Below are 22,334 nucleotides of genomic sequence, written 5' to 3'. Positions count from 1 at the left end.
GATGCACAACGACGCCAATTCTGCGGTGTGCTCTGCTGCCGTCCGCGGAAACACGGGCTTCGGGCACCCGGCCAACTCAAAATTGGCGTCGTTGTGCATTCGACACTTCCGAGAGGACCTCCGATGATCTCCATCACCCGCCTGTCCGCCGAGCATCACACCGAGCCGCTCGGCATCGGCGAGGCCGCGCCGCGCCTGTCCTGGGTGACCGACACCGACATCCCCGGCTGGCGGCAGGCGGCGTACGAGCTGGCCTCGGGCGAGGAGACGACGGGTCGCGTCGACTCCGCCGAGCAGGTTCTCGTCGCCTGGCCGTTCTCCCCGCTCGCCAGCCGCGAGCGGCGCGAGGTGCGTGTGCGCGTCTGGGGCGAGGACGGGTCTGCGAGCGACTGGAGCGCGCCCCTCGCGATCGAGGCGGGGCTGCTGGATCCATCGCTCTGGGAAGCGTCGCTCGTCGCGCCGAGCCTGCCGGAGGCCGGCGAAGGCGGCGAGCCCGCGGCTCTGCTGCGCGGCGAGGTCGAGCTGCCGGACGGCGTCGTCCAGGCGCGGATCCGCGCGACGGCGCACGGCGTCATGACTCTCAGCCTCAACGGATCCACCGTCGGCGACGACGTGCTGCACCCGGGGTGGACGACGTACGCCGAGCGTCTGCGTTTCCGCACGTGGGACGTCACGGACCTCGTCCATCCCGGCACCAACGCGATCGGTGTGCACCTCGCCGATGGCTGGTTCCGCGGATATCTCGGCTTCGGTGGCAAGCGCGAGATCTACGGTGACACGACCGCCGCGCTCGTGCAGCTCGAGGCGAGCCTCGCCGACGGATCCGTCGTCGTGCGCGGAACGGACGGATCCTGGCGTTCGACGCTCGGACCCGTCACGCGCGCCGATCTGTACATGGGCGAGACCTTCGACGCGCGGCGCGTGCTCGGCGGATGGGACGAGCCGGGCTTCGACGACGGCGACTGGAGCGCGGCGACGCCCGTGCCCTTCGACGTGACGACGCTCGTGCACCCCGACGGCCCGCCCGTGCGTCGCACCGAGACGCTGCCCGTGGCCGAGGTCATCACGACCCCGTCCGGCCGCACCGTTCTCGACTTCGGGCAGAACCTCGTCGGCCGCGTTCGGGTGCGCGTGCCGGCGCTGGATCCGGGATCCGTCGTCACGCTCCGCCACGCCGAGGTGCTCGAGAACGGTGAGCTTGGAACCCGTCCGCTGCGCGCCGCGCGCGCGACCGATGAGATCGTCTCGGCCGGGGATCCGCTGGAGTACGAGCCCCTTTTCACCTTCCACGGCTTCCGCTACGTCGAGGTCACGGGGTGGCCCGGAGACGTGGATCCGGCCGCGTTCGACGCCGTCGTCACGCACACAGATATGCGGCGCGTCGGAACGTTCGAGGCATCGGATCCGCTCCTCACCCGCCTGCACGAGAACGTCGTGTGGGGCATGCGCGGCAACTTCCTCGACGTGCCGACCGACTGCCCGCAGCGCGACGAGCGCCTCGGATGGACGGGCGACCTCGCGGTGTTCGCCCCGACGGCGGCGTTCCTGTACGACACTTCGGGGATGCTCGGAGGCTGGCTGCGCGATCTCGAGTCCGATCAGCACGACGATGGCAACGTTCCGCTGTACGTGCCGAGCTTCCTGGCGTCCGACGAGCTGCCGCCGCTCGACGCCGAGGCGGGATGGGGCGACGCCGCGACGATCGTCCCGTGGACGATCTACGAGCGCACCGGCGACGCCGGGATCCTGCGGCGGCAGTGGGCGTCGATGACCGCCTGGACCGACCGCTTCGCTGCGCGTGGCGGCGAGGCCCTGGCGTTCGAGGGTGGATTCGCGCTCGGTGACTGGCTCGACTCCGCGGCCCCCGACGACCAGCCCTGGGCGGCGCGCCTGCCGTGGCAGCCCGTGGCGGTCGCCTACCTCGCCCAGACCGCCCGCATCATGCGCGACGCAGCGCGGGTGCTCGGCGAGCCCGCGGCGGAGGAGAAGTACGGCGCGCTGTTCGAGCGCGCCGCGCGGCGATTCCGCGAGGAGTACGTCACGCCGACGGGACGCGCGGCGTTCCCGTCGCAGACGGCGTACGCCCTCGGGATCCGCTTCGGACTCCTGGACGACGAGCAGCGTGCGCACGCCGGCGAGCTCCTCGCGCGCCAGGTCGTCGCGGATGACTACCGCATCGGATCCGGCTTCCTCGGCACGCCGCACGTCGCCGACGCTCTCGCCGACACCGGAAACGGCGCGACGGCGTGGGAGCTGCTGATGCAGAAGGAGTGCCCGTCGTGGCTGTATGCCGTGACGATGGGGGCGACGACCGTGTGGGAGCGGTGGAACTCGATGCTGCCCGACGGGTCGATCAACCCCGGCGAGATGACCTCGTTCAACCATTACGCCCTGGGAGCCGTCGCCGACTTCCTGCACCGTCGCGTCGCGGGCCTCGCGCCCGCCGCCCCGGGGTACCGCCGCCTGAGCGTTGCGCCGATCCCGTCGCCCCACCTGACGTCGGCGCGGGCGACGCACGAGACGCCGTACGGGCACGCGGCGGTCAGCTGGAGGCTCGACGGAACCTCCTTCGAGATCGAGGTGACCGTTCCGCCCTCGACGACGGCCGAGATCCGGCTGCCCGACGGCTCTGACCCGGTGGAGGTCGCCCCGGGGACGCACTCCTTCGCCTGTCGTTTCGAGGCGCCGGAGCCCGCCCGCCCGCCGGCGATGTTCGGGGCCTGACCCTCCCGGAAACACAACGCAGTCAATTTGCGCGCGGCAACGCCGAAACGGGCCAGATCCCGCCAGGCCGCGCCGGATTGACTGCGTTGTGATGCCGGGGGTGGCGAGACGGGGAGCCCCGCGCGCTGTGAGATGATACGCACGTGCAGAGGTCTCGCAGCCTTCATGTCGTGCGCGGCGCCACGGCGTCCAGCGTCGCGACATTCATCGCGCTCCTCTCGCACATCGGCGGCGGCGGCGCTCTGCCCGGACCCCTGGGGATCGTCGTCCCGTGGGTCCTCTCCTTCACGGTCTGCACCCTGCTCGCCGGCCGGAAGCTGTCGCTCTGGCGCCTCGCGATCTCGGTCGGGATCAGCCAAATGCTGTTCCACGTGCTGTTCGTCCTCGGCACGGTCGACACGTCGGGCGCTGCATCCACGGGGCACCAGCATCACGGGACGATCGCGCTGCCGACGGTCGAGGGATCCGCAGCGACCGCGATCATGGCCGACGCGTCCATGTGGATGAGCCACGCGATCGCCGCCCTCATCACCGTCGGGATCCTGCATCGCGGTGAGCGCGAAGTGCGTCGCGCGCTCGCGTTGATGCGCGACATCGCGCGGATCCTCGCGCGCCGCGTGCGCGCCCTCGTGACCCTGCCGGTCGAGGTCGATGCCCCGCGCCTGCACCTCGGGACCCTCGTCCTCGGCACCCGATCGCACCAGGTGCTCCTCGCCGCCGTCCGGCGCCGCGGACCACCGCTCCTCTCGATCTGATCCCCGCCGCGCACGGCCTCCTTGCCGCGCGCGGTGCACGCCGTGTGCGGCGCCGATCCGGCGCGCACACGATCAGATGAGGCGCGCTCGCGCGCCACGAGAAGGGCAAGGACACACCCATGCGATGGATCACACGATCCGTCGTGGGCGTCGTCGCGGTGCTCGTCGCCATCCTCGCGATGGCCGCGCCCGCGTCCGCCCACGACCGACTCATCGACAGCAATCCGGCCAGCGGTGAACGACTCGACACGGCTCCCGAGGAAGTTTCGCTCGTCTACTCGGGCGAGCTGCTGACGCTCGGCGATGCGCAGAACACCGCGGTCGTGGTCGTCGTCGACGACGACGGCCGCGACTGGGCGACGGGCGAAGTCCGCATCGACGGATCCGCCGTCACCGCTCCGCTTGCGGCCGACATGCCAGAAGCCGGCTATCAGATCCGCTGGCAGGTCGTCTCGGAAGATGGACACCCCATCACTGGGACGGTCCTCTTCACGATCGGCGACGCGGATCCGTACCTCGGACCGTCCGGCGAATCGGCCGCGCCCGTGGACGGCGAGAGCCGCGCCGACACCGGCGAGGGGCGCATCGCGCTCGTCGCCCTCGGAGGGGCCGTCGTCGGCGGCGGTCTCTTCGTGCTCTTCCTGCTCCTGCGACGCCGCACCGCGTCGCGTGGCGCGTCCGAATCCGACGCGCCGCAAAAGACTCCTGACAAGGAAACCCCATGAACACTTTTCCCACCCGCATCACTTCCTTCGCCGCGCTGATTGTCGCGGGATTCGGCCTTGCGGCCTGCTCCGGATCCGATGCTCCTGCCGCCACGCCCGCGGGCGATTCCGTCGTGATCGAAGACGGATGGATCAAGTCGGCCGACGAGGGGATGACCGGCGCGTTCGGCATGCTCGTCAACTCCGGCGACGATGAGGCGACGGTCGTCTCGGCGTCGACGGATGCCGCGGCGCGGACGGAACTGCACGAGACCGTCGAGTCGGAGACAGGCGAGATGCTCATGCGTGAGATCGACGGGGGGTTCGGGATCCCGGCTGGATCCGATCTCGAGCTCGTTCCCGGCGGCAGCCACCTCATGCTCATGGAGCTGATGGGTCCGCTCGAGGCGGGCGATCAGGTGTCGATCACGCTCACGTTCGATGACGAGTCAACCTACACCTTCGAAGCTCCCGTGAAGGACTACTCGGGCGCGAACGAAGAGTACGTCGGAGACGAGCAGGACGACTCCGAGATGGATCACTGATGCCAGCGCCCGCTGAGGGCGCGCGTCGACGATCTGCGGGCGGTCCGAGCCGGCGGCAGTTCCTCCTCGGAGGAGCTGTCGCCGGTGTCGGCGCCGCGGCCGCGGTCGGGATCGACGCCGCCCTGCGCATGCGCGACGACGCCCCCGCCTCCGCGGGGGACCCCGGGGCGGATCCTGGTCAGCCCGTCGCGTTCTACGGCGCGCATCAGGCCGGGATCGCGACCGAGCCGCAAGCGCACGCCGCCTTTGTCGCGCTCGACCTGCGCGACGGGGTCGGGAAGGAGGAGCTCGCGCGTCTCATGTGGCTTCTCAGCGACGACGCCGCGCGTCTCACGCAGGGGGCGGCGGCCCTCGCCGACTCGGAGCCCGAACTCGCGGTCCACCCCGCGCGGCTGACGGTCACGTTCGGCTTCGGCCAGGGTTTCGTCGCGAGAGCGGGGGCCCGTGGCCCGGACTGGCTCGCACCGCTGCCCTCCTTCGGGGTCGATCGTCTGCGCGCCGAGCTCTCGGATGGCGATCTGCTGCTGCAGATCGCGAGCGATGATCCGCTGACCGTCGCGCACGCGTCGCGGATGCTGCTGAAGGACGCACGCTCGTTTGCCTCGGTCCGCTGGATCCAGCAGGGATTCCGCCGCGCCCGTGGAACGGTGCGTCCGGGAACCACGCAGCGCAATCTGTTCGGCCAGATCGACGGAACCGTCAATCCCGTGCCGGGCACGGACGACTTCGACGAGGTCGTGTGGAGCGACGACGGCTGGCTGGACGGCGGGACGGGGCTCGTGGTGCGACGCATCCGCATGAACCTCGATAAGTGGGACGAACTCGACCGGCCCGGTCGCGAGGCTTCCGTCGGGCGCACGCTGTCGAACGGCGCCCCGCTGACGGGATCCGACGAGTTCGACGAACCCGATTTCACCGCGACCTCGTCGATCGGGTTCCCGGTGATCCCGACGTTCTCGCACATGCGCCGCGCGCGCGGGGACGGCCGTGAGCGGATCTTCCGACGCGCCTACAACTACGACGAAGGCGCTGCGGGCGACGAGATCTCCGACGCGGGGCTGATCTTCGCGTCCTACCAGGCCGATGTCGCACGGCAGTTCATTCCCATCCAGCGGCGGCTCGACGAGATCGATCTTCTCAACGAGTGGACGACGCCGATCGGATCCGCCGTCTTCGCCATCCCGCCCGGGTGCCAAGAGGGCGGATTCATCGGCGAGACGATTCTCACGAAAACAGGAGCGAGCACATGACCGCGACCGTCCCCGAGGCACCCGAGGCCCCGCCGATCGAACGGAGGAAGCCCTGGCTCATGCCGCTGCTGGTGCGCCTGCACTTCTTCGCGGGGATCCTCGTCGGCCCCTTCATCCTCATCGCCGCCATCAGCGGCGGGCTGTACGCGATCGCACCGCAGATCGAGCGGGTGGTCTATGCCGATGTGCTCGAGGTGCCTGCATCCGCCACCTCGCTCACGCTCGCAGAACAGATCGAGATCGCGGAGGGCGAGATCGGTGACGAGGCGACGCTCTCGGCGGTGCGTCCGGCTCCCGTTCCGGGATCCACGACGCGGGTGATGTTCACTCAGGAGGGGCTCGGCCCGAGTGAGTCGCGGGCGATCTTCGTGGATCCCGGAACCGGCGCCGTTACGGGCGACCTGACGGTGTACGGCACGAGCGGCGCGCTGCCCGTTCGCACCTGGATCTCGCAGCTGCACCGCCACCTGCTCCTCGACGATCCGGGGCGGCTGTACAGCGAGCTCGCCGCGAGCTGGCTCGGAATCGTCGCGGCCGCGGGCGGCGCGTTGTGGATCGCGCGGTTCGTGCGCACACGTCGCCGGCGCGACCTCCTGATCCCGAACCGTAAGCACCGCGGCTACCGGCGCCTGTTCGGCTGGCATGCCTCGATCGGCATATGGGTGCTCGTGGGCGCGCTCTTCCTCTCGGCGACGGGGATCACCTGGTCCACTTACGCCGGGGCGAATGTGTCGGATCTGCGCGCGGCGCTGTCGTGGACGACGCCGAGCGTGACGACCACCCTGTCCGGGGAGGCGCCCGAGGCGGATCCGCACGCGGGCCACGGCGCCGCGGCCAGCGGATCCGGTGCCGCCAACCCGGCGCCGCGCGCCGCGAACCCCGCGACTTTCGACGGGGTGCTCGCGATCGCGCAGCGCGAGAACGTCGACACGGGGCTCGTGGAGATCCGGCCGCCCGTGGCGGAGGGCGAGGCGTGGGTCGTCCAGGAGATCCAGCGCTCGTTCCCCACAGAGGTGGACGCCGTCGCAATCGACGGCCGCACGATGGAGGTCGTCGACCGGGTCGACTTCGACGACTTCCCCCTCGCGGCGAAGCTCTCACGGTGGGGGATCGACATCCACATGGGATCGATGTTCGGCCTCGTGAACCAGATCGCGCTCCTCGCCCTCGCGGCGGGAATCGCGGCGATGATCGTGCTCGGGTACGCCATGTGGTGGCGCAGGCGGCCGACGCGCGGATTCGCGAGCCCGCCCCGTCGAGGATCCGTTCGCGCTGCCCCGTGGTGGGGCATCGCCGCGGTCGCCGCCGTCGCCGTGGCGGTCGGGCTGTTCCTGCCGCTCGTCGGGTGGACGCTCGTCGGATTCCTCGCGCTCGACGTGGCGTTGTCGCTGATCGCGCGCCGGCGGGCGCGCGAATCTGCGGTGGCCGGCACCTGACCGCGGTGCGCATCACAACGCAGTCGATTCGGACCGGTCAGGCTGATCCGTGCGTGTTTCGGCGTCGCCGGGGCCGAATCGACTGCGTTGTGTTCGCCGAACCTACCCGCAGTATCGGGCGATGAGCCCGACGAAGCGATCGACGTCGTCTACCTGGGTGTCCCAGCTCGTCAGCCAGCGCACCTCGCCGGTCGCGGCGTTCCAGTCGTAGAAGCGCACATGCTCCCGGAGGCGGTCGGCGACGCCCTCCGGCAGCGTCGCGAAGACGCCGTTCGCCTCGGTCTTCTGCGTGAAGGCGACGCCGGGGATCCCGCGCTCCTGGATCCCCTTGCGCAACCGTGCCGCCATCGCGTTCGCCTGCGCGCCCGCGCGGATCCACAGATCGTCCTCGAGCAACGCGAGCAACTGCGCCGACACGAAGCGCATCTTGCTCGCCAGCTGCATCGTGTTCTTCCGCAGGAACTCGATGCCCGTCACGGCGTCGGGGTTCAGCACGACAACCGCCTCGGCACCCAGCGCACCGATCTTCGTGCCGCCGAAGCTCAGGACGTCGACGCCCGCATCGCGCGTGAACTCCCGCACGGGCATGTCGAGTGCGGCCGCCGCGTTCGCGAGGCGCGCGCCGTCCATGTGCAGGGCGAGGCCGAGTTCATGGGCCGCCTCGGCGATCGCGCGGATCTCTGGGGCGGTGTAGAGCGTGCCGAGCTCGGTCGACTGCGTGATCGACACTGCCTGCGGCACGATCGTGTGCACTCCGCGGGAGCCGGCGTGGGCGCGGACGAGCTCGGGAGTGAGCTTTGCATCGGGAGTCTGCACCGGCAGGATCTTGAACCCGCCGACCTTCTCGGGGGCGCCACCCTCGTCGGTGTTGACGTGTGCGATGGCGGGCGCGATGACGCCGCCCCAGCGGGTGAGGAGGCTCTGCAGGCCGATGACGTTCGCGCCCGTGCCATTGAATACGGGGAACACCTCGGTGCCGTCGCCGAACAGGTCGACGAAGCGCGCCCGGAGGGCTTCGGTATAGGGGTCGTCGCCGTATGCGCTCACGTGCCCGGCATTGGCCGCGGCGAGGGCCTCGAGGACCTCGGGGTGGGCTCCGGCGTAGTTGTCCGAGGCGAACCCGCGCCGGTCGGTGTCGTGCAATGTGTCCACGAACACAGGGTATGCGGGCACCGGAGAGCCGAGCACACCTGCACGACGACGTCAATTCTGTGCAGGGGTGGCCGACACGCGGGGTTTTCGGGCGTGCGGCGCGAGAATTGGCGTCGTTGTGTCCTCACCGCACCAAGCTCAGCTCGTCGAGCACGATGGAGCCATCCTGTCCAGTGGACCTGCACGACGACGCCAATTCTGTGCAGGAGCGGCCGACACGCCGGGTTATCGGGTGCCCGGCGCGAGAACTGGCGTCGTTGTGCACCGAGGACCCCACGCTTCTAGGCTTGAGGGATGACGGATCCGCGGTCTCAGGCGACGTATCAGGTGCGACTCGGGTGGGGCGCCCGAGCGCTCGACGACCTCGCCCCGGCCGAGATCGTGGTGGTCGTCGATGCGATCGGCGAGGATGCGCGGCTCAGAGGAGCAGCTCGGGATCGGGCTGAAACGGTCTTCGCGGGATCTCTGCGCAATGCGTCCGCCACGGCGCGGGCCGTGTACGACGAGCAGGTCGCGCGTGGAGGGCGCACCGCCATCGCGCTCGTACTGGCGGGCGACGACGGTGCATTCGCTGTTGAGGACTACCTCGCCGCCGGCGCGATCGGCGACGCGCTGTCGGAGCGAGGCCTCGACCACTCGGCGCCCGACCTCGCCGTAGCGACGGAGGGGTTTCGCGCGCTGCGCCGTGCCCTGAAGCACCTCGTCTCGGCGAGCGGAGCCGGTCTTGCGCTCGCCGCGGAGGGAAGCCGCGACGCCGTCAAGGCAGCCGCCGAAGTCGACGCCGAGGCGGACCCCACCCGCATCTGACCGTCCGCGCTCCGCCGGTCCAACACAATGCAGTCGATCTGAAGCCGAGTGGGCCGGTAGGTCCGGTTCCGGCACACTCTCGCCGAAATCGACTGCGTTGTGCTGTGCCATTAATCACGGCACAGACGGACTTCCGGCGGGGCGCCCTCCTGTGTCGGCCCGGCGGGAAGGGGCGCACCGCGGACCTGACGCGCGCTGGTTCGGACGCCGCATGCCTCTCAACACAACGCAGTCGATCGAGACCGAACGGATAAAAGAGCCCGGTATCCACGTCTTCGTCGCCCAGATTGACTGCGTTGTGTTGCCCTGCGGCGGGAGGGGTGCACCGATCGAGACCGAACGGACAAGAGTGCCCGGTATCCACGTCTTCGTCGCCCAGATTGACTGCGTTGTGTTGCCCCGCGGCGGGAAGGGGCGCACCGAGCGGGGATGACGCCGTCAGTCGCGCGGGGTCTGCGCCGCGAGACGGTCGGCGTGGGTGATCTCGCGGCGGCGCCACGCGAAGGTGTACCGCGGGTCGAAGCCCCGCGCGCACTTCACGCACGACGACGGTCGCGTGGGGCGTCGGTGACGGTAGACGGTGTGCCCCTGGGGACACGTGCCGATCCACGGAGCCAGCTCGGTCGCCGTCTCGAGGCTGTGCGTCGTGCCGCCGACGTATCCGATTTCGCGGGCGACGCGTGTCCACGCCGGTCCGTGCGCGGCGGCAGGCCCAGCGATCGCGTGCGCGACCTCGTGCAGCAGCGTCTGGTGCGTGTCGTCATCGCTGAATCGCGCCGCGAGGTAGCGCGACACCGAGATCTGCCGTTTCGTGTAGTTGCACAGCCCCGCGCGGCGCTTGGCGTTGTCGAACGCGAAGGTCCAGCTCTCGTCGAGATGCATGCGGATGAGCGCATTCGCCCACACCCTCACGCGATCCAGATCCGACACGTCTCCAGGCTAATCCGCACCTCCGACACCCGACGCGAATGGGATGTCGGGATCCGCCCCCGCAACGCCCCGCCCGCGGCGTCAGCTGGCGAAGAGGCCGCGGTTCGTTGAGCGCTTGCGCTCGGCCGCCTCGATGAACGTCATCGTCTGCTCGAGCTGATCGTCGTCGGCGCCCATCTCCTGGCGCAGGAACAGTTCGCGCTTGAAGTCGCCGCGTGCCCCCTCGTAGTCGCCCGCGTCGTAGCGTGTCTTGCCGCGGTGCGAGTGGGCCAGCGCGGTGATGCGCGGCCATCCCTGCCCCTCGGCTTCTTCGATGCACGACGTGAGCTCGGCTTCGGCGCGCGCGTGCGCACCGCGGACCTGGTTGACCGACGCGTGCAGCACTCGGGCGTGCAGGAGGTCCTTGCGTGTGCCCGACATGCGGGCGAGGCGCACCGTGTGCTCGGAGATCTGCAGGGCCTCGTCGTATTCGCCGAGCACCTTGAGTAGCCAGACCTGTTCGAGCTGTGCGGGAAAGCTGCGCTGGCGCCGCACCTCGGCCAGGCGTTCGTATACGCCCGGGCGGTCGACGATCTCCTGCAGGGTCTCCGAATCGTATCCCTGGATGAAGCCCACGCCTGCTCCCTTCCTCCGCGTCACGCGATGCGGTCTTCTATCCTGCCTGGTCACGACCTGGTAACGAGCTCGGCGCGCGGATCACTTCTCGAACAGGCGCATCGACGGCTTCGGCGAGGCGCTCGCATCGTCGTCCGTGGCGGGGATCGCGCCGCCGATAAAGGTGTCGACCTCGCGGCCTTCGGCGACCTTCGCGGGATGCGGTCCGGCCGCCATGAGCCGCGGCAGCCAGTCGGTCGGCAGGGGCTTGCCCGACGCGGCGAGGACGAGATTGCCGAATCGCCGCCCCTTGAGAACCTGCACCTCGGCGAGGATCGCGAGGTGCGGGAGCACCGCGCGCAGGGTCGCGGCCTGCCGGCGCGCGAACGCGAGTCCGGATCCGTCGGCGACGTTCACGAGCAGGATCCCGTCGGGCGCGAGGAGGTCGGCGGCGGCCCGATAGAACTCGACGGTCGTGAGGTGCGCGGGGGTCTGCGCGCCGGAGTACACGTCGCTGATGAGCAGGCCGACGGATCCGGCGAGGGCCGGCGGCATGCGCTTGAGTCCCTCGCGCGCGTCCCCGAATCGCAGGCGGATCCGCGCCTCGCGCGGCAGGGGGAGGTGCTCGCGCACGAGGTCGACGAGCGGCTGCTCGAGTTCGACGACCTGTTGGCGGGATCCGGGGCGCGTGTGGGCGATGTAGCGCGGCAGCGTGAGCCCGCCCGCGCCGAGGTGTACGGCGGTGACGGGACCGTCGGGAAGCTGGTCGATGACCGCGCCCATGCGGGCGACGTACTCAAAGGCGAGCTGGGTGGGATCCGCGAGGTCGACGTGTGATTGCGGGGTGCCGTCGACGAGTACCTCGTATCCGCTTCCGAAGTCGGACGGCCGGATCTCGGCGATCCCGCCGCCGTCGAGTCGCGCCTGCGGAATCGGGGTGTCCCGTTGTCGCTGTCTGCCCATCACGACATTGTCGCGGACGGGCCTTCTGCATGACGACGCCAATTCTGGTGGGTGCTCGCCGGGCGGCCCCGTGATCTCGGGGTTCGGGGTGGGTGGTGGGGAAGAATTGGCGTCGTTGTGCAGTTCATCTTCCCCGCGCCGACCAGCGCCGCGGGCTACCGCGCCTGGACCCGCCCCGTCACCGTGAGGCGGCCGTCCGCCGCGTCCAGCGCGAGGTCGGTGACCGCGAGCGTGTCGTCGCCGAGGCGCTCCGTCTTTCCCGCGAGCTCGCGGAGCTGGGGGCGCAGGGGAAGGAGGAGCAGTTTCGACAGGAGACTCCGGCTCGCCGCCGTCGCGCGGTGGATCGTGACGGTGCCATCCGGGCTCACCTCGAGGTCGAGGCCGATGCGCGCCGACATCGGGAGGAAGAACACCTTCCCGGCGCCGCCTGCGGTCATGACGAAGCGGTTCTCGCCCTTCGGCACGACCGCGAGCTTGAGCTTCGACAGCGAGGCCGTCCAGCGCGAGGCGTCCTTCATCCGCGATTGCGCGAGTGAGAGCGCGAGCTCGGCAATGTCTTCCTGCGACATCGAGAAGCGGAAGGTGCCGGCGACGCGCCTCTCGGCGTCGCGGCCCGGGGCGGCGGATCCGAGCAGCCGGCCGTCCTTTCGGACGACGACCCACTCGACGGGCGCGTGCGTGACGGCGAGCTCGGCTCGCAGCTCGCGTCCGTTGACGGCGACGGGATCCGCGCGGAGGCGCAGATCGTCGATCACGCCGGGCGTGCGCGAGACGACTTCGTCGTGGTGTGGATCCGGGATCCATGCGTCGTCGGCGTGGGCGAGGCGCGCGCCGTCGATCGTGATCTCGGATCCCGTCAGATCGGCCGTGATGGCCTCGACCCGTGCGCGGCTCGTGAACGCCGACGAGCTGACGCGCACTCCGGGTGCGTCGTTCCACGCCACCTCGATGCCGGATGCCGCGGCGCGCGCGAGGAGCTGCGTGAGCCCGGTCTTGAGGGTGGTGCCCGACGCGGGCCACGCCTTCTCGTTCGACAGGGTCCAGGGCCAACGATCCATGTCGTCCAGCGTATGGGACGTGTACGCCACTGGTGGGGCGGCGCGTGTTTATACCTGAGAGGAAAATCTGAGTCAATTACCACGGTGGACATCGCGTGTCCGCTGGGGTAGCGTGAACAGTTGCGCCCATTGGGTCTTCCATGCCTTCATATGGTGGTCGGCTGGACTTTCGCGTGATCCCCGCAGATAGCGGCGCGGGTCACGAGCGGATCTCGACGGATGGGCGCGCCTCACACCCTGTCGGCAAGGAATCTAGAGGCCCTTCGCGGGTCCACGGAGGTCATCCCCTTGGCTGCTTCGCGCAACGCATCCACTCCCACCACCAAGAACGGACGCGACGCACAGCGTCTTTCGTTCGCAAAAGTCAACGACGCCCTGACGGTCCCGGACCTCCTGGCGCTCCAGAAGGACTCGTTCGACTGGCTTGTCGGCAACGACGACTGGAAGGCGCAGATCGCCGCCGGTCGCTCCGACATCTCGGATCGCAGCGGTCTCGAGGAGATCTTCGAGGAGATCTCTCCCATCGAGGACCTCGGCGAGACGATGCAGCTGTCGTTCGCGAACCCCTACCTCGAGCCCGAGAAGTACTCGATCGAAGAGTGCAAGGACCGCGGCAAGACCTACGCGGCCCCGCTCTACGTCGAGGCCGAGTTCATGAACCACCAGACGGGTGAGATCAAGACCCAGACGGTGTTCATGGGCGACTTCCCGCTGCAGACGCGCGAGGGCACGTTCATCATCAACGGCACCGAGCGTGTCGTCGTGTCGCAGCTCGTCCGCTCGCCCGGTGTCTACTTCGACAAGACGCCCGACAAGACCAGCGACAAGGACGTCGTCTCGGCGCGCGTGATCCCCAGCCGCGGTGCGTGGCTCGAGTTCGAGATCGACAAGCGCGACCAGGTCGGCGTGCGCATCGACCGCAAGCGCAAGCAGCCGGTGACGGTCTTCCTGAAGGCGCTCGGCATGACGAGCGAGCAGATCCTCGAGGAGTTCGCCGGCATCTCCTCGATCGAGGAGACCCTCGCGAAGGACACGGTCCTCACGCAGGAGGACGCGCTCCGCGACATCTACCGCAAGCTGCGTCCGGGCGAGCAGGTCGCCGCTGAGGCCGCACGTTCGCTGCTCGACAACTTCTACTTCAACTCGAAGCGCTACGACCTCGCGAAGGTCGGTCGCTTCAAGCTGAACCAGAAGCTCGGCCTCGACCGTCCGCTCTCCGACTCGGTCCTCACGATCGAGGACATCGTCGAGACGATCAAGTACATGGTGCGCCTGCACCGCGGTGACACGTCCTTCGAGGGCGTCGCCAAGGGCGGCGAGATCGTCGAGAAGCGGATCGCGACCGACGACATCGACAACTTCGGCAACCGTCGCATCCGCGCGGTCGGCGAGCTGATCCAGAACCAGGTCCGCACGGGACTCTCGCGCATGGAGCGCGTCGTCCGCGAGCGCATGACGACGCAGGACATCGAGGCGATCACGCCGCAGACCCTGATCAACGTCCGCCCCGTTGTGGCGGCGATCAAGGAGTTCTTCGGCACGAGCCAGCTGTCGCAGTTCATGGACCAGAACAACCCGCTGGCGGGCATCACCCACAAGCGCACGCTGTCGGCGCTCGGACCGGGTGGTCTCTCGCGTGAGCGTGCGGGTGTCGAGGTCCGCGACGTCCACCCGTCGCACTACGGCCGCATGTGCCCGATCGAGACGCCGGAAGGCCCGAACATCGGCCTGATCGGTCGTCTCGCGACGTTCGGCCGCATCAACTCGTTCGGTTTCATCGAGACCCCGTACCGTCGCGTCATCGACGGCAAGGTGTCCGAGCAGATCGACTACCTCTCGGCCGCGGAGGAGCAGGCGTTCAACGTGGCGCCCGCGAACACGCGCCTGAATGACGACGGATCCTTCGTCGAGGATCGCGTCCTCGCGCGCCAGCACGGCGACGAGGTCGACCTGATCCCGTCCGAGGAAGTCGGGTACATGGACGTCTCGCCGCGCCAGATGGTGTCGGTCGGAACGGCTCTGATCCCCTTCCTCGAGCACGACGACGCGAACCGCGCGCTCATGGGCGCGAACATGCAGCGTCAGGCTGTGCCGCTGATCGAGTCCGAGGCTCCGGTCGTCGGAACGGGCATGGAGAAGTTCGCCGCGATCGACTCGGGCGACTCGATCATCGCCGACAAGCCGGGTGTCGTCACCGACGTCACGGCCGACTACGTCTCGCTGCAGCTCGACGAGGGCGGCACGCAGGACTTCTTCCTGCGCAAGTTCGACCGTTCGAACCAGGGCAACACGTACAACCAGCAGGCCGTCGTCCGCACGGGCGACCGCGTCGAGATCGGCGAGGTCATCGCGGATGGTCCCTCGACCGACAACGGCGAGCTCGCGCTGGGCAAGAACCTCCTCATCGGCTTCATGTCGTGGGAGGGGTACAACTTCGAGGACGCGATCATCCTCAACCAGCGTCTCGTCAAGGACGACACGCTGACCTCGATCCACATCGAGGAGTACGAGGTTGACGCGCGCGACACGAAGCTCGGCAAGGAGGAGGTCACCCGTGACCTTCCCAACGTCAGCCCCGAGCTGCTGAAGGATCTCGACGAGCGCGGCATCATCCGCATCGGCGCCGAGGTCCGTCCCGGCGACATCCTCGTCGGCAAGGTCACGCCGAAGGGCGAGACCGAGCTGAGTGCCGAGGAGCGCCTGCTCCGCGCGATCTTCAACGAGAAGAGCCGCGAGGTGCGCGACACGTCGCTGAAGGTGCCCCACGGTGAGCAGGGAACCGTCATCGCGGTCAAGGAGTTCGACGCCGAGGAGGGCGACGACGAGCTCGGCTCGGGCGTCAACCGTCGCGTCGTCGTCTACATCGCCCAGAAGCGCAAGATCACCGAGGGCGACAAGCTGGCCGGCCGCCACGGCAACAAGGGCGTCATCGCCCGCATCCTGCCGGAGGAGGACATGCCGTTCCTCCAGGACGGCACGCCGCTCGACGTGATCCTCAACCCGATGGGTATCCCCGGCCGAATGAACTTCGGTCAGGTCCTCGAGGTGCACCTCGGCTGGATCGCTCAGCAGGGATGGAAGATCGAGGGCGACCCCGAGTGGGCCGTCAACCTTCCCGAGGAGTTCCGCGAGGTCGCGCCCGGCACGCCCGTCGCGACGCCCGTCTTCGACGGTGCGGAAGAGGACCAGGTGCGTGGGCTGCTCGAGGCGACGAACACGACCGCCGACGGCGACCGCCTCATCGACAGCTCGGGCAAGGCCCGCCTGCTCGACGGACGCACCGGTGAGCCGTACCCGTACCCGATCTCGGTCGGTTACATGTACATCCTGAAGCTGCACCACCTCGTCGACGACAAGATCCACGCGCGTTCGACCGGTCCGTACTCGATGATCACCCAGCAGCCGCTCGGTGGTAAGGCGCAGTTCGGTGGTCAGCGCTTCGGTGAGATGGAGGTGTGGGCCCTCGAGGCCTACGGTGCCGCCTACGCGCTGCAGGAGCTGCTCACGGTCAAGTCCGACGACATCCTGGGTCGCGTCAAGGTGTACGAGTCGATCGTCAAGGGTGAGAACATCCCGGAGCCCGGCATCCCCGAGTCCTTCAAGGTGCTCATGAAGGAGATGCAGTCGCTCTGCCTGAACGTCGAGGTGCTCGGGGCCGACGGCGATGCCGTCAGCCTGCGTGACACCGACGACGAGGCCTTCCGCGCAGCGGAGGAGCTCGGCATCAACATCTCGTCGCGATTCGAGTCCGCCTCGATCGACGAGATCTGATCCGCCCGGCCGATTCACAGATTTCCCACACAGGAGAGTCAATTGCTCGACGCAACTTCTTTCGATGAGCTTCGCATCGGCCTGGCCACCGCCGACGACATCCGTCGCTGGTCCTACGGCGAGGTCAAGAAGCCCGAGACGATCAACTACCGCACCCTGAAGCCCGAGAAGGACGGTCTGTTCGGTGAGCAGATCTTCGGACCGAGCCGCGACTGGGAGTGCGGTTGCGGTAAGTACAAGCGGGTCCGCTTCAAGGGCATCATCTGCGAGCGCTGCGGTGTCGAGGTCACGAAGAGCTCGGTGCGCCGTGAGCGCATGGGCCACCTTGAGCTGGCCGCGCCCGTCACGCACATCTGGTACTTCAAGGGCGTGCCCTCGCGCCTCGGGTACCTGCTCGACATGGCGCCGAAGGACCTCGAGAAGGTCATCTACTTCGCCGCGTACATGGTGATCTCGGTGGACGAGGACGCACGCCACCGCGACATGCCGACGCACGAGAACAACCTGCGCCTCGAGATCAAGGCGGTCTCCGACCGTCGTGACTCGCGCGTCGCCGCTCGCCTCCAGAAGCTGGAGGAGGAGCTCGCCGCGCTCGAGGAGGAGGGCGCCAAGGCCGACCAGAAGAAGAAGGTCAAGGACGCAGCCGAGAAGGAGATGGCGACGATCCGCAAGCGTGCGGACGAGCAGGTCTCCAAGCTCGAGCGCATGTGGGAAGAGTTCCGCACGCTCGAGGTCGGTCAGCTGAAGCCGGAGGACGACGTCTTCCAGGAGCTGCAGGACCGCTTCGGTCAGTACTTCGACGCCCGCATGGGTGCCGAGGCGCTGCAGGTGCGCCTGGCGAACTTCGACCTGGCAGGCGAGGCCGAGTCGCTCCGCCACCAGATCGCCGAGGGCAAGGGGCAGCGCAAGATCCGCGCGATCAAGCGCCTCAAGGTCGTCAACTCGTTCCTCTCGACCGGCATGAGCCCGGCCGCGATGGTGCTCGACGTCGTTCCCGTGATCCCGCCGGAGCTGCGCCCGATGGTGCAGCTCGATGGTGGCCGCTTCGCGACGAGCGACCTCAACGACCTGTACCGCCGCGTGATCAACCGCAACAACCGCCTGCGCCGTCTCATCGACCTCGGTGCGCCCGAGATCATCGTGAACAACGAGAAGCGCATGCTGCAGGAGGCCGTCGACGCGCTGTTCGACAACGGCCGCCGCGGTCGTCCCGTCACGGGCACCGGCAACCGCGCCCTGAAGTCGCTCAGCGACATGCTGAAGGGCAAGCAGGGTCGTTTCCGCCAGAACCTGCTCGGTAAGCGCGTCGACTACTCGGGCCGTTCGGTCATCGTCGTCGGCCCGCAGCTGAAGCTGCACCAGTGCGGTCTCCCGAAGCAGATGGCGCTCGAGCTGTTCAAGCCGTTCGTCATCAAGCGCCTGATCGACCTCGGTCACTCGCAGAACATCAAGGCAGCGAAGCGCGCCGTGGAGCGCACGCGGCCCGAGGTGTGGGACGTCCTCGATGAGGTCATCCGCGAGCGCCCGGTTCTGCTGAACCGTGCGCCCACGCTGCACCGTCTGGGTATCCAGGCGTTCGAGCCGCAGCTCGTCGAGGGTAAGGCGATCCAGCTGCACCCGCTCGTCTGCTCGGCGTTCAACGCCGACTTCGACGGCGACCAGATGGCCGTGCACCTCCCCCTCTCGGTGGAGGCGCAGGCCGAGGCGCGCGTGCTCATGCTCGCGTCGAACAACATCCTCAAGCCGTCGGACGGCCGTCCGGTCACCCTGCCCTCGCAGGACATGATCATCGGTCTGCACCACCTCACGACCGTGATCGAGGGTGCGACGGGCGAGGGTCGCGTGTTCGGCTCGGTGAGCGAGGCGCAGATGGCCTTCGAAGAGGGCACGCTGCACCTCCAGGCCAAGGCGAAGATCCGCCAGCCTGGTCTCGAGTTCCTCGAGGGCGACGCTCCTGAGGGCTACGCCGACAGCGGTCTCGTCGACGCTTCGCTCGGTCAGATGATCTTCAACGACCAGCTGCCCAAGGGCTACCCGTTCGTGCGCGAGCAGGCCGACAAGGGCAAGCTCTCGCAGATCGTCAACAAGCTGGCCGAGGAGTACCCGAAGGTCACGACCGCCGAGACCCTCGACCGGATCAAGGACGCGGGTTACTACTGGGCGACGCGCTCGGGTGTCACGGTCGCGATGAGCGACGTCGTGACGCCGGAGAACAAGGGCGAGATCATCGCGGGCTACGAGAAGAAGGCCGCGAAGATCACGTCTCAGTACGAGAAGGGCCTCACGACTGACGACGAGCGTCGTCAGGAGCTGACGACCCTCTGGACTGAGGCGACGGACGTCCTGCAGCAGGAGATGAAGGACTCGTTCCCGACCGACAACACCATCTACCGCATGGTGTCGTCGGGCGCCCGAGGCAACTGGCTGCAGATCCGCAACATCGCCGCGATCCGCGGTCTCGTGAACAACCCCAAGGGCGAGATCATCCCCCGCCCGATTCTGTCGTCCTTCCGCGAGGGCCTCACGGTCGCCGAGTACTTCATCGCCACCCACGGTGCGCGTAAGGGTCTTGCCGACACGGCTCTCCGTACGGCCGACTCGGGGTACCTCACGCGTCGTCTCGTCGACGTCTCGCAGGATGTCATCATCCGCGAGGAGGACTGCGGTACGACGAAGGGTCTTGCGTACCCGATCGCCGAGGCCGGCGCGGATGGCGTGCTCGTCAAGGACGCCAACGTCGAGAACTCGGTGTTCGCGCGCAACCTCGCCGTCGACGTCGTGACGGAGGACGGCACGGTCGTCGCCGAGGCTGGTCAGGATGTGGGCGACCCGCTCATCGACAAGCTCGTCGCGTCCGGCGTCACCGAGATCAAGGTGCGCTCGGTGCTCACCTGCGACTCGGCCGTCGGTGTCTGCGCCCGCTGCTACGGTCGTTCGCTCGCGACGGGCAACCTCGTCGACATCGGCGAGGCCGTCGGCATCATCGCGGCCCAGTCGATCGGTGAGCCCGGTACGCAGCTCACGATGCGCACCTTCCACACCGGTGGATCCGCGTCGGCAGACGACATCACGCAGGGTCTTCCCCGCGTGCAGGAGCTGTTCGAGGCGCGTACTCCGAAGGGTGCATCGCCGATCGCCGAGTCGGCGGGTCGGGTCACGATCGAGGAGACCGAGAAGGGCAAGAAGGTCATCGTCACGCCCGACAGCGGCGACGAGCCTCACGTCTACCCGGTGCTCAAGCGTGCGACGCTGCTCGTCGAGGACGGCCAGCACGTCGACGTCGGTCAGGCGCTTCAGGTCGGAACGCTCGACCCGAAGGAGATCATGCGCGTGCAGGGCGCTCGCGAGGTGCAGAAGTACCTCGTCGACGGCGTGCAGGGTGTGTACCGCTCGCAGGGTGTGCCGATCCACGACAAGCACATCGAGGTCATCGTGCGCCAGATGCTGCGTAAGGTCACCGTCGTCGACCACGGCGAGACCGACCTGCTGCCCGGCGAGATGGTCGACATGCGCCACTACCAGGACGTCAACCGTCAGGCCGTGGGCGAGAGCAAGCGCCCGGCCTCGGGTCGTCCGGAGCTGATGGGTATCACGAAGGCGTCGCTCGCGACCGAGTCGTGGCTGTCGGCCGCGTCGTTCCAGGAGACGACCCGCGTCCTCACGGAGGCGGCGCTCCAGGGCAAGCGCGACCCGCTGATCGGTCTCAAGGAGAACGTCATCATCGGTAAGCTCATCCCGGCCGGTACGGGCCTTGCCAAGTACCGCGACGTCGAGGTGGAGGCGACCGAGGAAGCGAAGAGCGAGCGGTACCCCAACCGCATCTTCGCCTCGGATGGTGGCTTCGCCGACGGCGAGTACAGCTACGTCGACTTCGACGCGTTCTCGACGGACGACTTCACGCCCGGGTCCTACAACTGACCTGATGTGAGTCGAAAGGCCCCCGGATCTGCGGATCCGGGGGCTTTCCTCGTGCGCGGGCGCGTCACCGAATGCGGAGATCTCACGAAACGAGGACGGATCCGCGTATCGCGCCCGCGATTCGTGAGATCTCCGAGTTTCGTTGCGTCGACTATCCTGGGCGCATGGCGATCGGGGGACGCAGCAGGGTGGCCACGGCGGTCGGGACTGTCGTGATTCTCGCCATCCTGGGGCTCCTCACCTGGGCCGCGTGGCCGTTCCTGCCCGTCGTGGGCGAGTGGCTCGTGGATCTGTTTTTCGGCTTCTTCGACTGGCTGCGGTCGATCACGCCGTAGACGACGCGCCCGGGCCGACTGGGCAGGGGGTGAACGCCGCGCGTGGCGCACGCCCGAGCGGGATCACGCACGTTATCCTTCGGCGGAAGGGGAGAGACCCCGACCGTGAGGAGTGCCTGCGATGAGTGACGCACAGGGCCCGAAGAACGACGGCGACGCCGCCGAGGAGCAGCCAGACGCCACCGCTCCCGCCGCCGAAGACTCGCCTGCGGCCGAGCAGGCACCCGAGAGCGAGGGATCCGCGGTGCCGGGCGACCCGAACACGGGCGGATCTGACGCGCGCGCGTTCGCCGCCGACGAGCCGTCGGTCGACGACGGGACGTCCGCTGCCTCTGCTTCTGAGAGTGGTGCGACGCCCACGGCAGGTGGCGACCCCGCGACCGCCGGGGACACCACGTCCGAGGGTGCCGCGCCTGCGGCGGGCGACCCCGCGACCACCGGGGGCACCCCGTCCGACGGCGCCGCGCCGGCGTCGTCCGACGACGCTGCGGAGGAGCCCGACTACGAGGCCCTCGCGGCCGAGCTCGATCGTCTCGAGTCGGAGACGGCGAGTGCCGCACCTGTCGCGCCGGGGGCGCGCGAGCCGGAGGAGACCGAGAAGAAGCCCGGGGATCCCTGGTTCGAGCCGGCGGCGAACGACACGTTCACGGCGACCGACCCGCAGACGAGTGCCACGACGCCCGTCGACGAGCCCGAGCCGGTGGCGGTGACGTCGAGCGAACCGGCGCACCACGCCGCGCCGGCGCCGGGGCCGATCTTCGTGCAGGCGCCTGAGCCGCCTCGCAAGCGCGGCAACCGTGGCGCATCGGGCCTCATCGGCCTGCTTGCGGCCGTCGTGTTCGCGGTGCTGTACGCCGCGGCAAGCTATGGCTGGCAGATGTACCTGTCGGTCGTGGCGTCGCGGGACAGCTTCGCGGTCGAGCCGCTGGCTTTCGCGACCGACGTGCTGGCGCAGCCGCCGTTCTGGTTCACGGTCATCGCCTTCTGGCTGGCGTTCTGGCTGCTGGGTGTCTTCGTCAATCGCGCCCGATGGTGGTCGTGGGTCGTGCTCGGACTCTTCGTGGCGCTGCTCACCTACGCGGGGTACATCGGCGGCGTGTTCCTCGGTGCTCCGTTCTGGAACCTCACGGCCGACGAGGGAATGGCCCTGCTGGCCGACACGATGTTCGCGGTGCCGGCGCTCGTCGCCGTCATCATCGCCCGCGAGGTCACGATCTGGTTCGGCGCGTGGGTGTCGCGACGGGGCGCGCGCATCACGAAGCAGAACGCCGCCGAGCGCGAAGAATACGATCGCCTGATGGCCGAGGGGCCCCAGGGGTCCGCGGCTTCCTGACGCCGCCGCCCGCCTTACGTCCACAAGTCTCCGTCGAGTCCGCAGCTAATCACTGCGGA

16 protein-coding genes are annotated in these 22,334 nt (G+C 68.8%); 11 read left to right on the top strand and 5 right to left on the bottom strand.

The features are described from left to right. The first annotated feature begins 123 nt into the window (after positions 1–123). The 6 genes from C0012_RS04190 to C0012_RS04165 all read left to right on the top strand — a co-directional run bounded on the left by C0012_RS04190 (position 124) and on the right by C0012_RS04165 (position 7,414). Positions 124–2,724, top strand: a complete 2,601-nt coding sequence (locus C0012_RS04190; RefSeq protein ID WP_110589613.1) for an alpha-L-rhamnosidase — start codon at positions 124–126, stop codon at positions 2,722–2,724. A gap of 170 nt (positions 2,725–2,894) precedes the next feature. After that, positions 2,895–3,479 carry a hypothetical protein gene (locus tag C0012_RS04185; RefSeq protein ID WP_232527768.1) on the top strand — a complete coding sequence of 195 codons (585 nt, stop codon included), beginning with the start codon at positions 2,895–2,897 and terminating at the stop codon, positions 3,477–3,479. A gap of 119 nt (positions 3,480–3,598) precedes the next feature. Beyond that, positions 3,599–4,204, top strand: coding sequence for a copper resistance CopC family protein (locus tag C0012_RS04180; RefSeq protein WP_110589615.1), 606 nt, complete (start codon positions 3,599–3,601; stop codon positions 4,202–4,204). After that, positions 4,201–4,728 (top strand): copper chaperone PCu(A)C, encoded by a 528-nt coding sequence (locus tag C0012_RS04175; RefSeq protein WP_110589616.1) that lies wholly within the window; start codon positions 4,201–4,203, stop codon positions 4,726–4,728. Before C0012_RS04180 ends, C0012_RS04175 begins: the two co-directional genes overlap by 4 nt. Next, positions 4,728–5,978, top strand: coding sequence for a Dyp-type peroxidase (locus tag C0012_RS04170; RefSeq protein WP_110589617.1), 1,251 nt, complete (start codon positions 4,728–4,730; stop codon positions 5,976–5,978). Before C0012_RS04175 ends, C0012_RS04170 begins: the two co-directional genes overlap by 1 nt. Beyond that, positions 5,975–7,414, top strand: a complete 1,440-nt coding sequence (locus C0012_RS04165) for a PepSY-associated TM helix domain-containing protein (RefSeq protein WP_110589618.1) — start codon at positions 5,975–5,977, stop codon at positions 7,412–7,414. Before C0012_RS04170 ends, C0012_RS04165 begins: the two co-directional genes overlap by 4 nt. Positions 7,415–7,516: 102 nt before the next feature. Here C0012_RS04165 and C0012_RS04160 read toward each other — a convergent pair whose 3' ends face one another. Continuing rightward, entirely contained in the window at positions 7,517–8,566 is a 1,050-nt protein-coding gene (locus C0012_RS04160; RefSeq protein ID WP_110589766.1) for a threonine aldolase family protein, read from the bottom strand. A gap of 294 nt (positions 8,567–8,860) precedes the next feature. Between C0012_RS04160 and C0012_RS04155 the strand changes: the two genes are divergently transcribed. Further along, positions 8,861–9,373 carry a 2-phosphosulfolactate phosphatase gene (locus C0012_RS04155; protein ID WP_110589619.1) on the top strand — a complete coding sequence of 171 codons (513 nt, stop codon included), beginning with the start codon at positions 8,861–8,863 and terminating at the stop codon, positions 9,371–9,373. A gap of 438 nt (positions 9,374–9,811) precedes the next feature. Here C0012_RS04155 and C0012_RS04145 read toward each other — a convergent pair whose 3' ends face one another. The 4 genes from C0012_RS04145 to C0012_RS04130 form a co-directional block, all read right to left on the bottom strand. Beyond that, positions 9,812–10,303 carry a SprT-like domain-containing protein gene (locus C0012_RS04145; RefSeq protein ID WP_110589621.1) on the bottom strand — a complete coding sequence of 164 codons (492 nt, stop codon included), beginning with the start codon at positions 10,301–10,303 and terminating at the stop codon, positions 9,812–9,814. Positions 10,304–10,384: 81 nt separating this feature from the next. Continuing rightward, complete coding sequence (locus C0012_RS04140) at positions 10,385–10,942, bottom strand: hypothetical protein (RefSeq protein ID WP_332835670.1); 558 nt, start codon at positions 10,940–10,942, stop codon at positions 10,385–10,387. 57 nt (positions 10,943–10,999) lie between these two features. Next, positions 11,000–11,860 carry a spermidine synthase gene (locus tag C0012_RS04135; RefSeq protein WP_110589623.1) on the bottom strand — a complete coding sequence of 287 codons (861 nt, stop codon included), beginning with the start codon at positions 11,858–11,860 and terminating at the stop codon, positions 11,000–11,002. Between the two features lie 155 nt (positions 11,861–12,015). After that, positions 12,016–12,918, bottom strand: a complete 903-nt coding sequence (locus tag C0012_RS04130) for a hypothetical protein (RefSeq protein WP_110589624.1) — start codon at positions 12,916–12,918, stop codon at positions 12,016–12,018. 288 nt (positions 12,919–13,206) lie between these two features. Between C0012_RS04130 and rpoB the strand changes: the two genes are divergently transcribed. From rpoB to C0012_RS04110, 4 genes are all read left to right on the top strand, one after another. Continuing rightward, positions 13,207–16,689: a DNA-directed RNA polymerase subunit beta gene (gene rpoB, locus C0012_RS04125; protein WP_110589625.1), complete on the top strand. Its 3,483-nt coding sequence runs from the start codon at positions 13,207–13,209 to the stop codon at positions 16,687–16,689. A gap of 42 nt (positions 16,690–16,731) precedes the next feature. After that, on the top strand, positions 16,732–20,607 hold the full coding sequence (gene rpoC / locus C0012_RS04120) for a DNA-directed RNA polymerase subunit beta' (protein ID WP_110589626.1): 3,876 nt from the start codon (positions 16,732–16,734) through the stop codon (positions 20,605–20,607). 164 nt (positions 20,608–20,771) lie between these two features. Next, positions 20,772–20,942 carry a hypothetical protein gene (locus tag C0012_RS15370; RefSeq protein ID WP_162621892.1) on the top strand — a complete coding sequence of 57 codons (171 nt, stop codon included), beginning with the start codon at positions 20,772–20,774 and terminating at the stop codon, positions 20,940–20,942. 121 nt (positions 20,943–21,063) lie between these two features. Beyond that, complete coding sequence (locus C0012_RS04110; RefSeq protein ID WP_110589628.1) at positions 21,064–22,275, top strand: hypothetical protein; 1,212 nt, start codon at positions 21,064–21,066, stop codon at positions 22,273–22,275. The last annotated feature ends 59 nt before the right edge of the window (positions 22,276–22,334 follow it).

The sequence above is a fragment of the Microbacterium suaedae genome (assembly GCF_003254645.1).
Taxonomy (GTDB): domain Bacteria; phylum Actinomycetota; class Actinomycetes; order Actinomycetales; family Microbacteriaceae; genus Microbacterium; species Microbacterium suaedae.
The sequence above is the reverse complement of the archived record's forward strand: the minus strand, read 5'-3'. Positions and strand labels throughout refer to the sequence as shown.

Coding starts and splice junctions, on each gene's coding strand:
- C0012_RS04165 (WP_110589618.1), top strand. CDS start 5,975: ATGACCGCGACCGTCCCCGAGGCACCCGAGGCCCCGCCGATCGAACGG.
- C0012_RS04180 (WP_110589615.1), top strand. CDS start 3,599: ATGCGATGGATCACACGATCCGTCGTGGGCGTCGTCGCGGTGCTCGTC.
- C0012_RS04175 (WP_110589616.1), top strand. CDS start 4,201: ATGAACACTTTTCCCACCCGCATCACTTCCTTCGCCGCGCTGATTGTC.
- C0012_RS04110 (WP_110589628.1), top strand. CDS start 21,064: ATGAGTGACGCACAGGGCCCGAAGAACGACGGCGACGCCGCCGAGGAG.
- C0012_RS15370 (WP_162621892.1), top strand. CDS start 20,772: ATGGCGATCGGGGGACGCAGCAGGGTGGCCACGGCGGTCGGGACTGTC.
- C0012_RS04170 (WP_110589617.1), top strand. CDS start 4,728: ATGCCAGCGCCCGCTGAGGGCGCGCGTCGACGATCTGCGGGCGGTCCG.
- C0012_RS04190 (WP_110589613.1), top strand. CDS start 124: ATGATCTCCATCACCCGCCTGTCCGCCGAGCATCACACCGAGCCGCTC.
- C0012_RS04155 (WP_110589619.1), top strand. CDS start 8,861: ATGACGGATCCGCGGTCTCAGGCGACGTATCAGGTGCGACTCGGGTGG.
- C0012_RS04135 (WP_110589623.1), bottom strand. CDS start 11,860: ATGGGCAGACAGCGACAACGGGACACCCCGATTCCGCAGGCGCGACTC.
- C0012_RS04130 (WP_110589624.1), bottom strand. CDS start 12,918: ATGGATCGTTGGCCCTGGACCCTGTCGAACGAGAAGGCGTGGCCCGCG.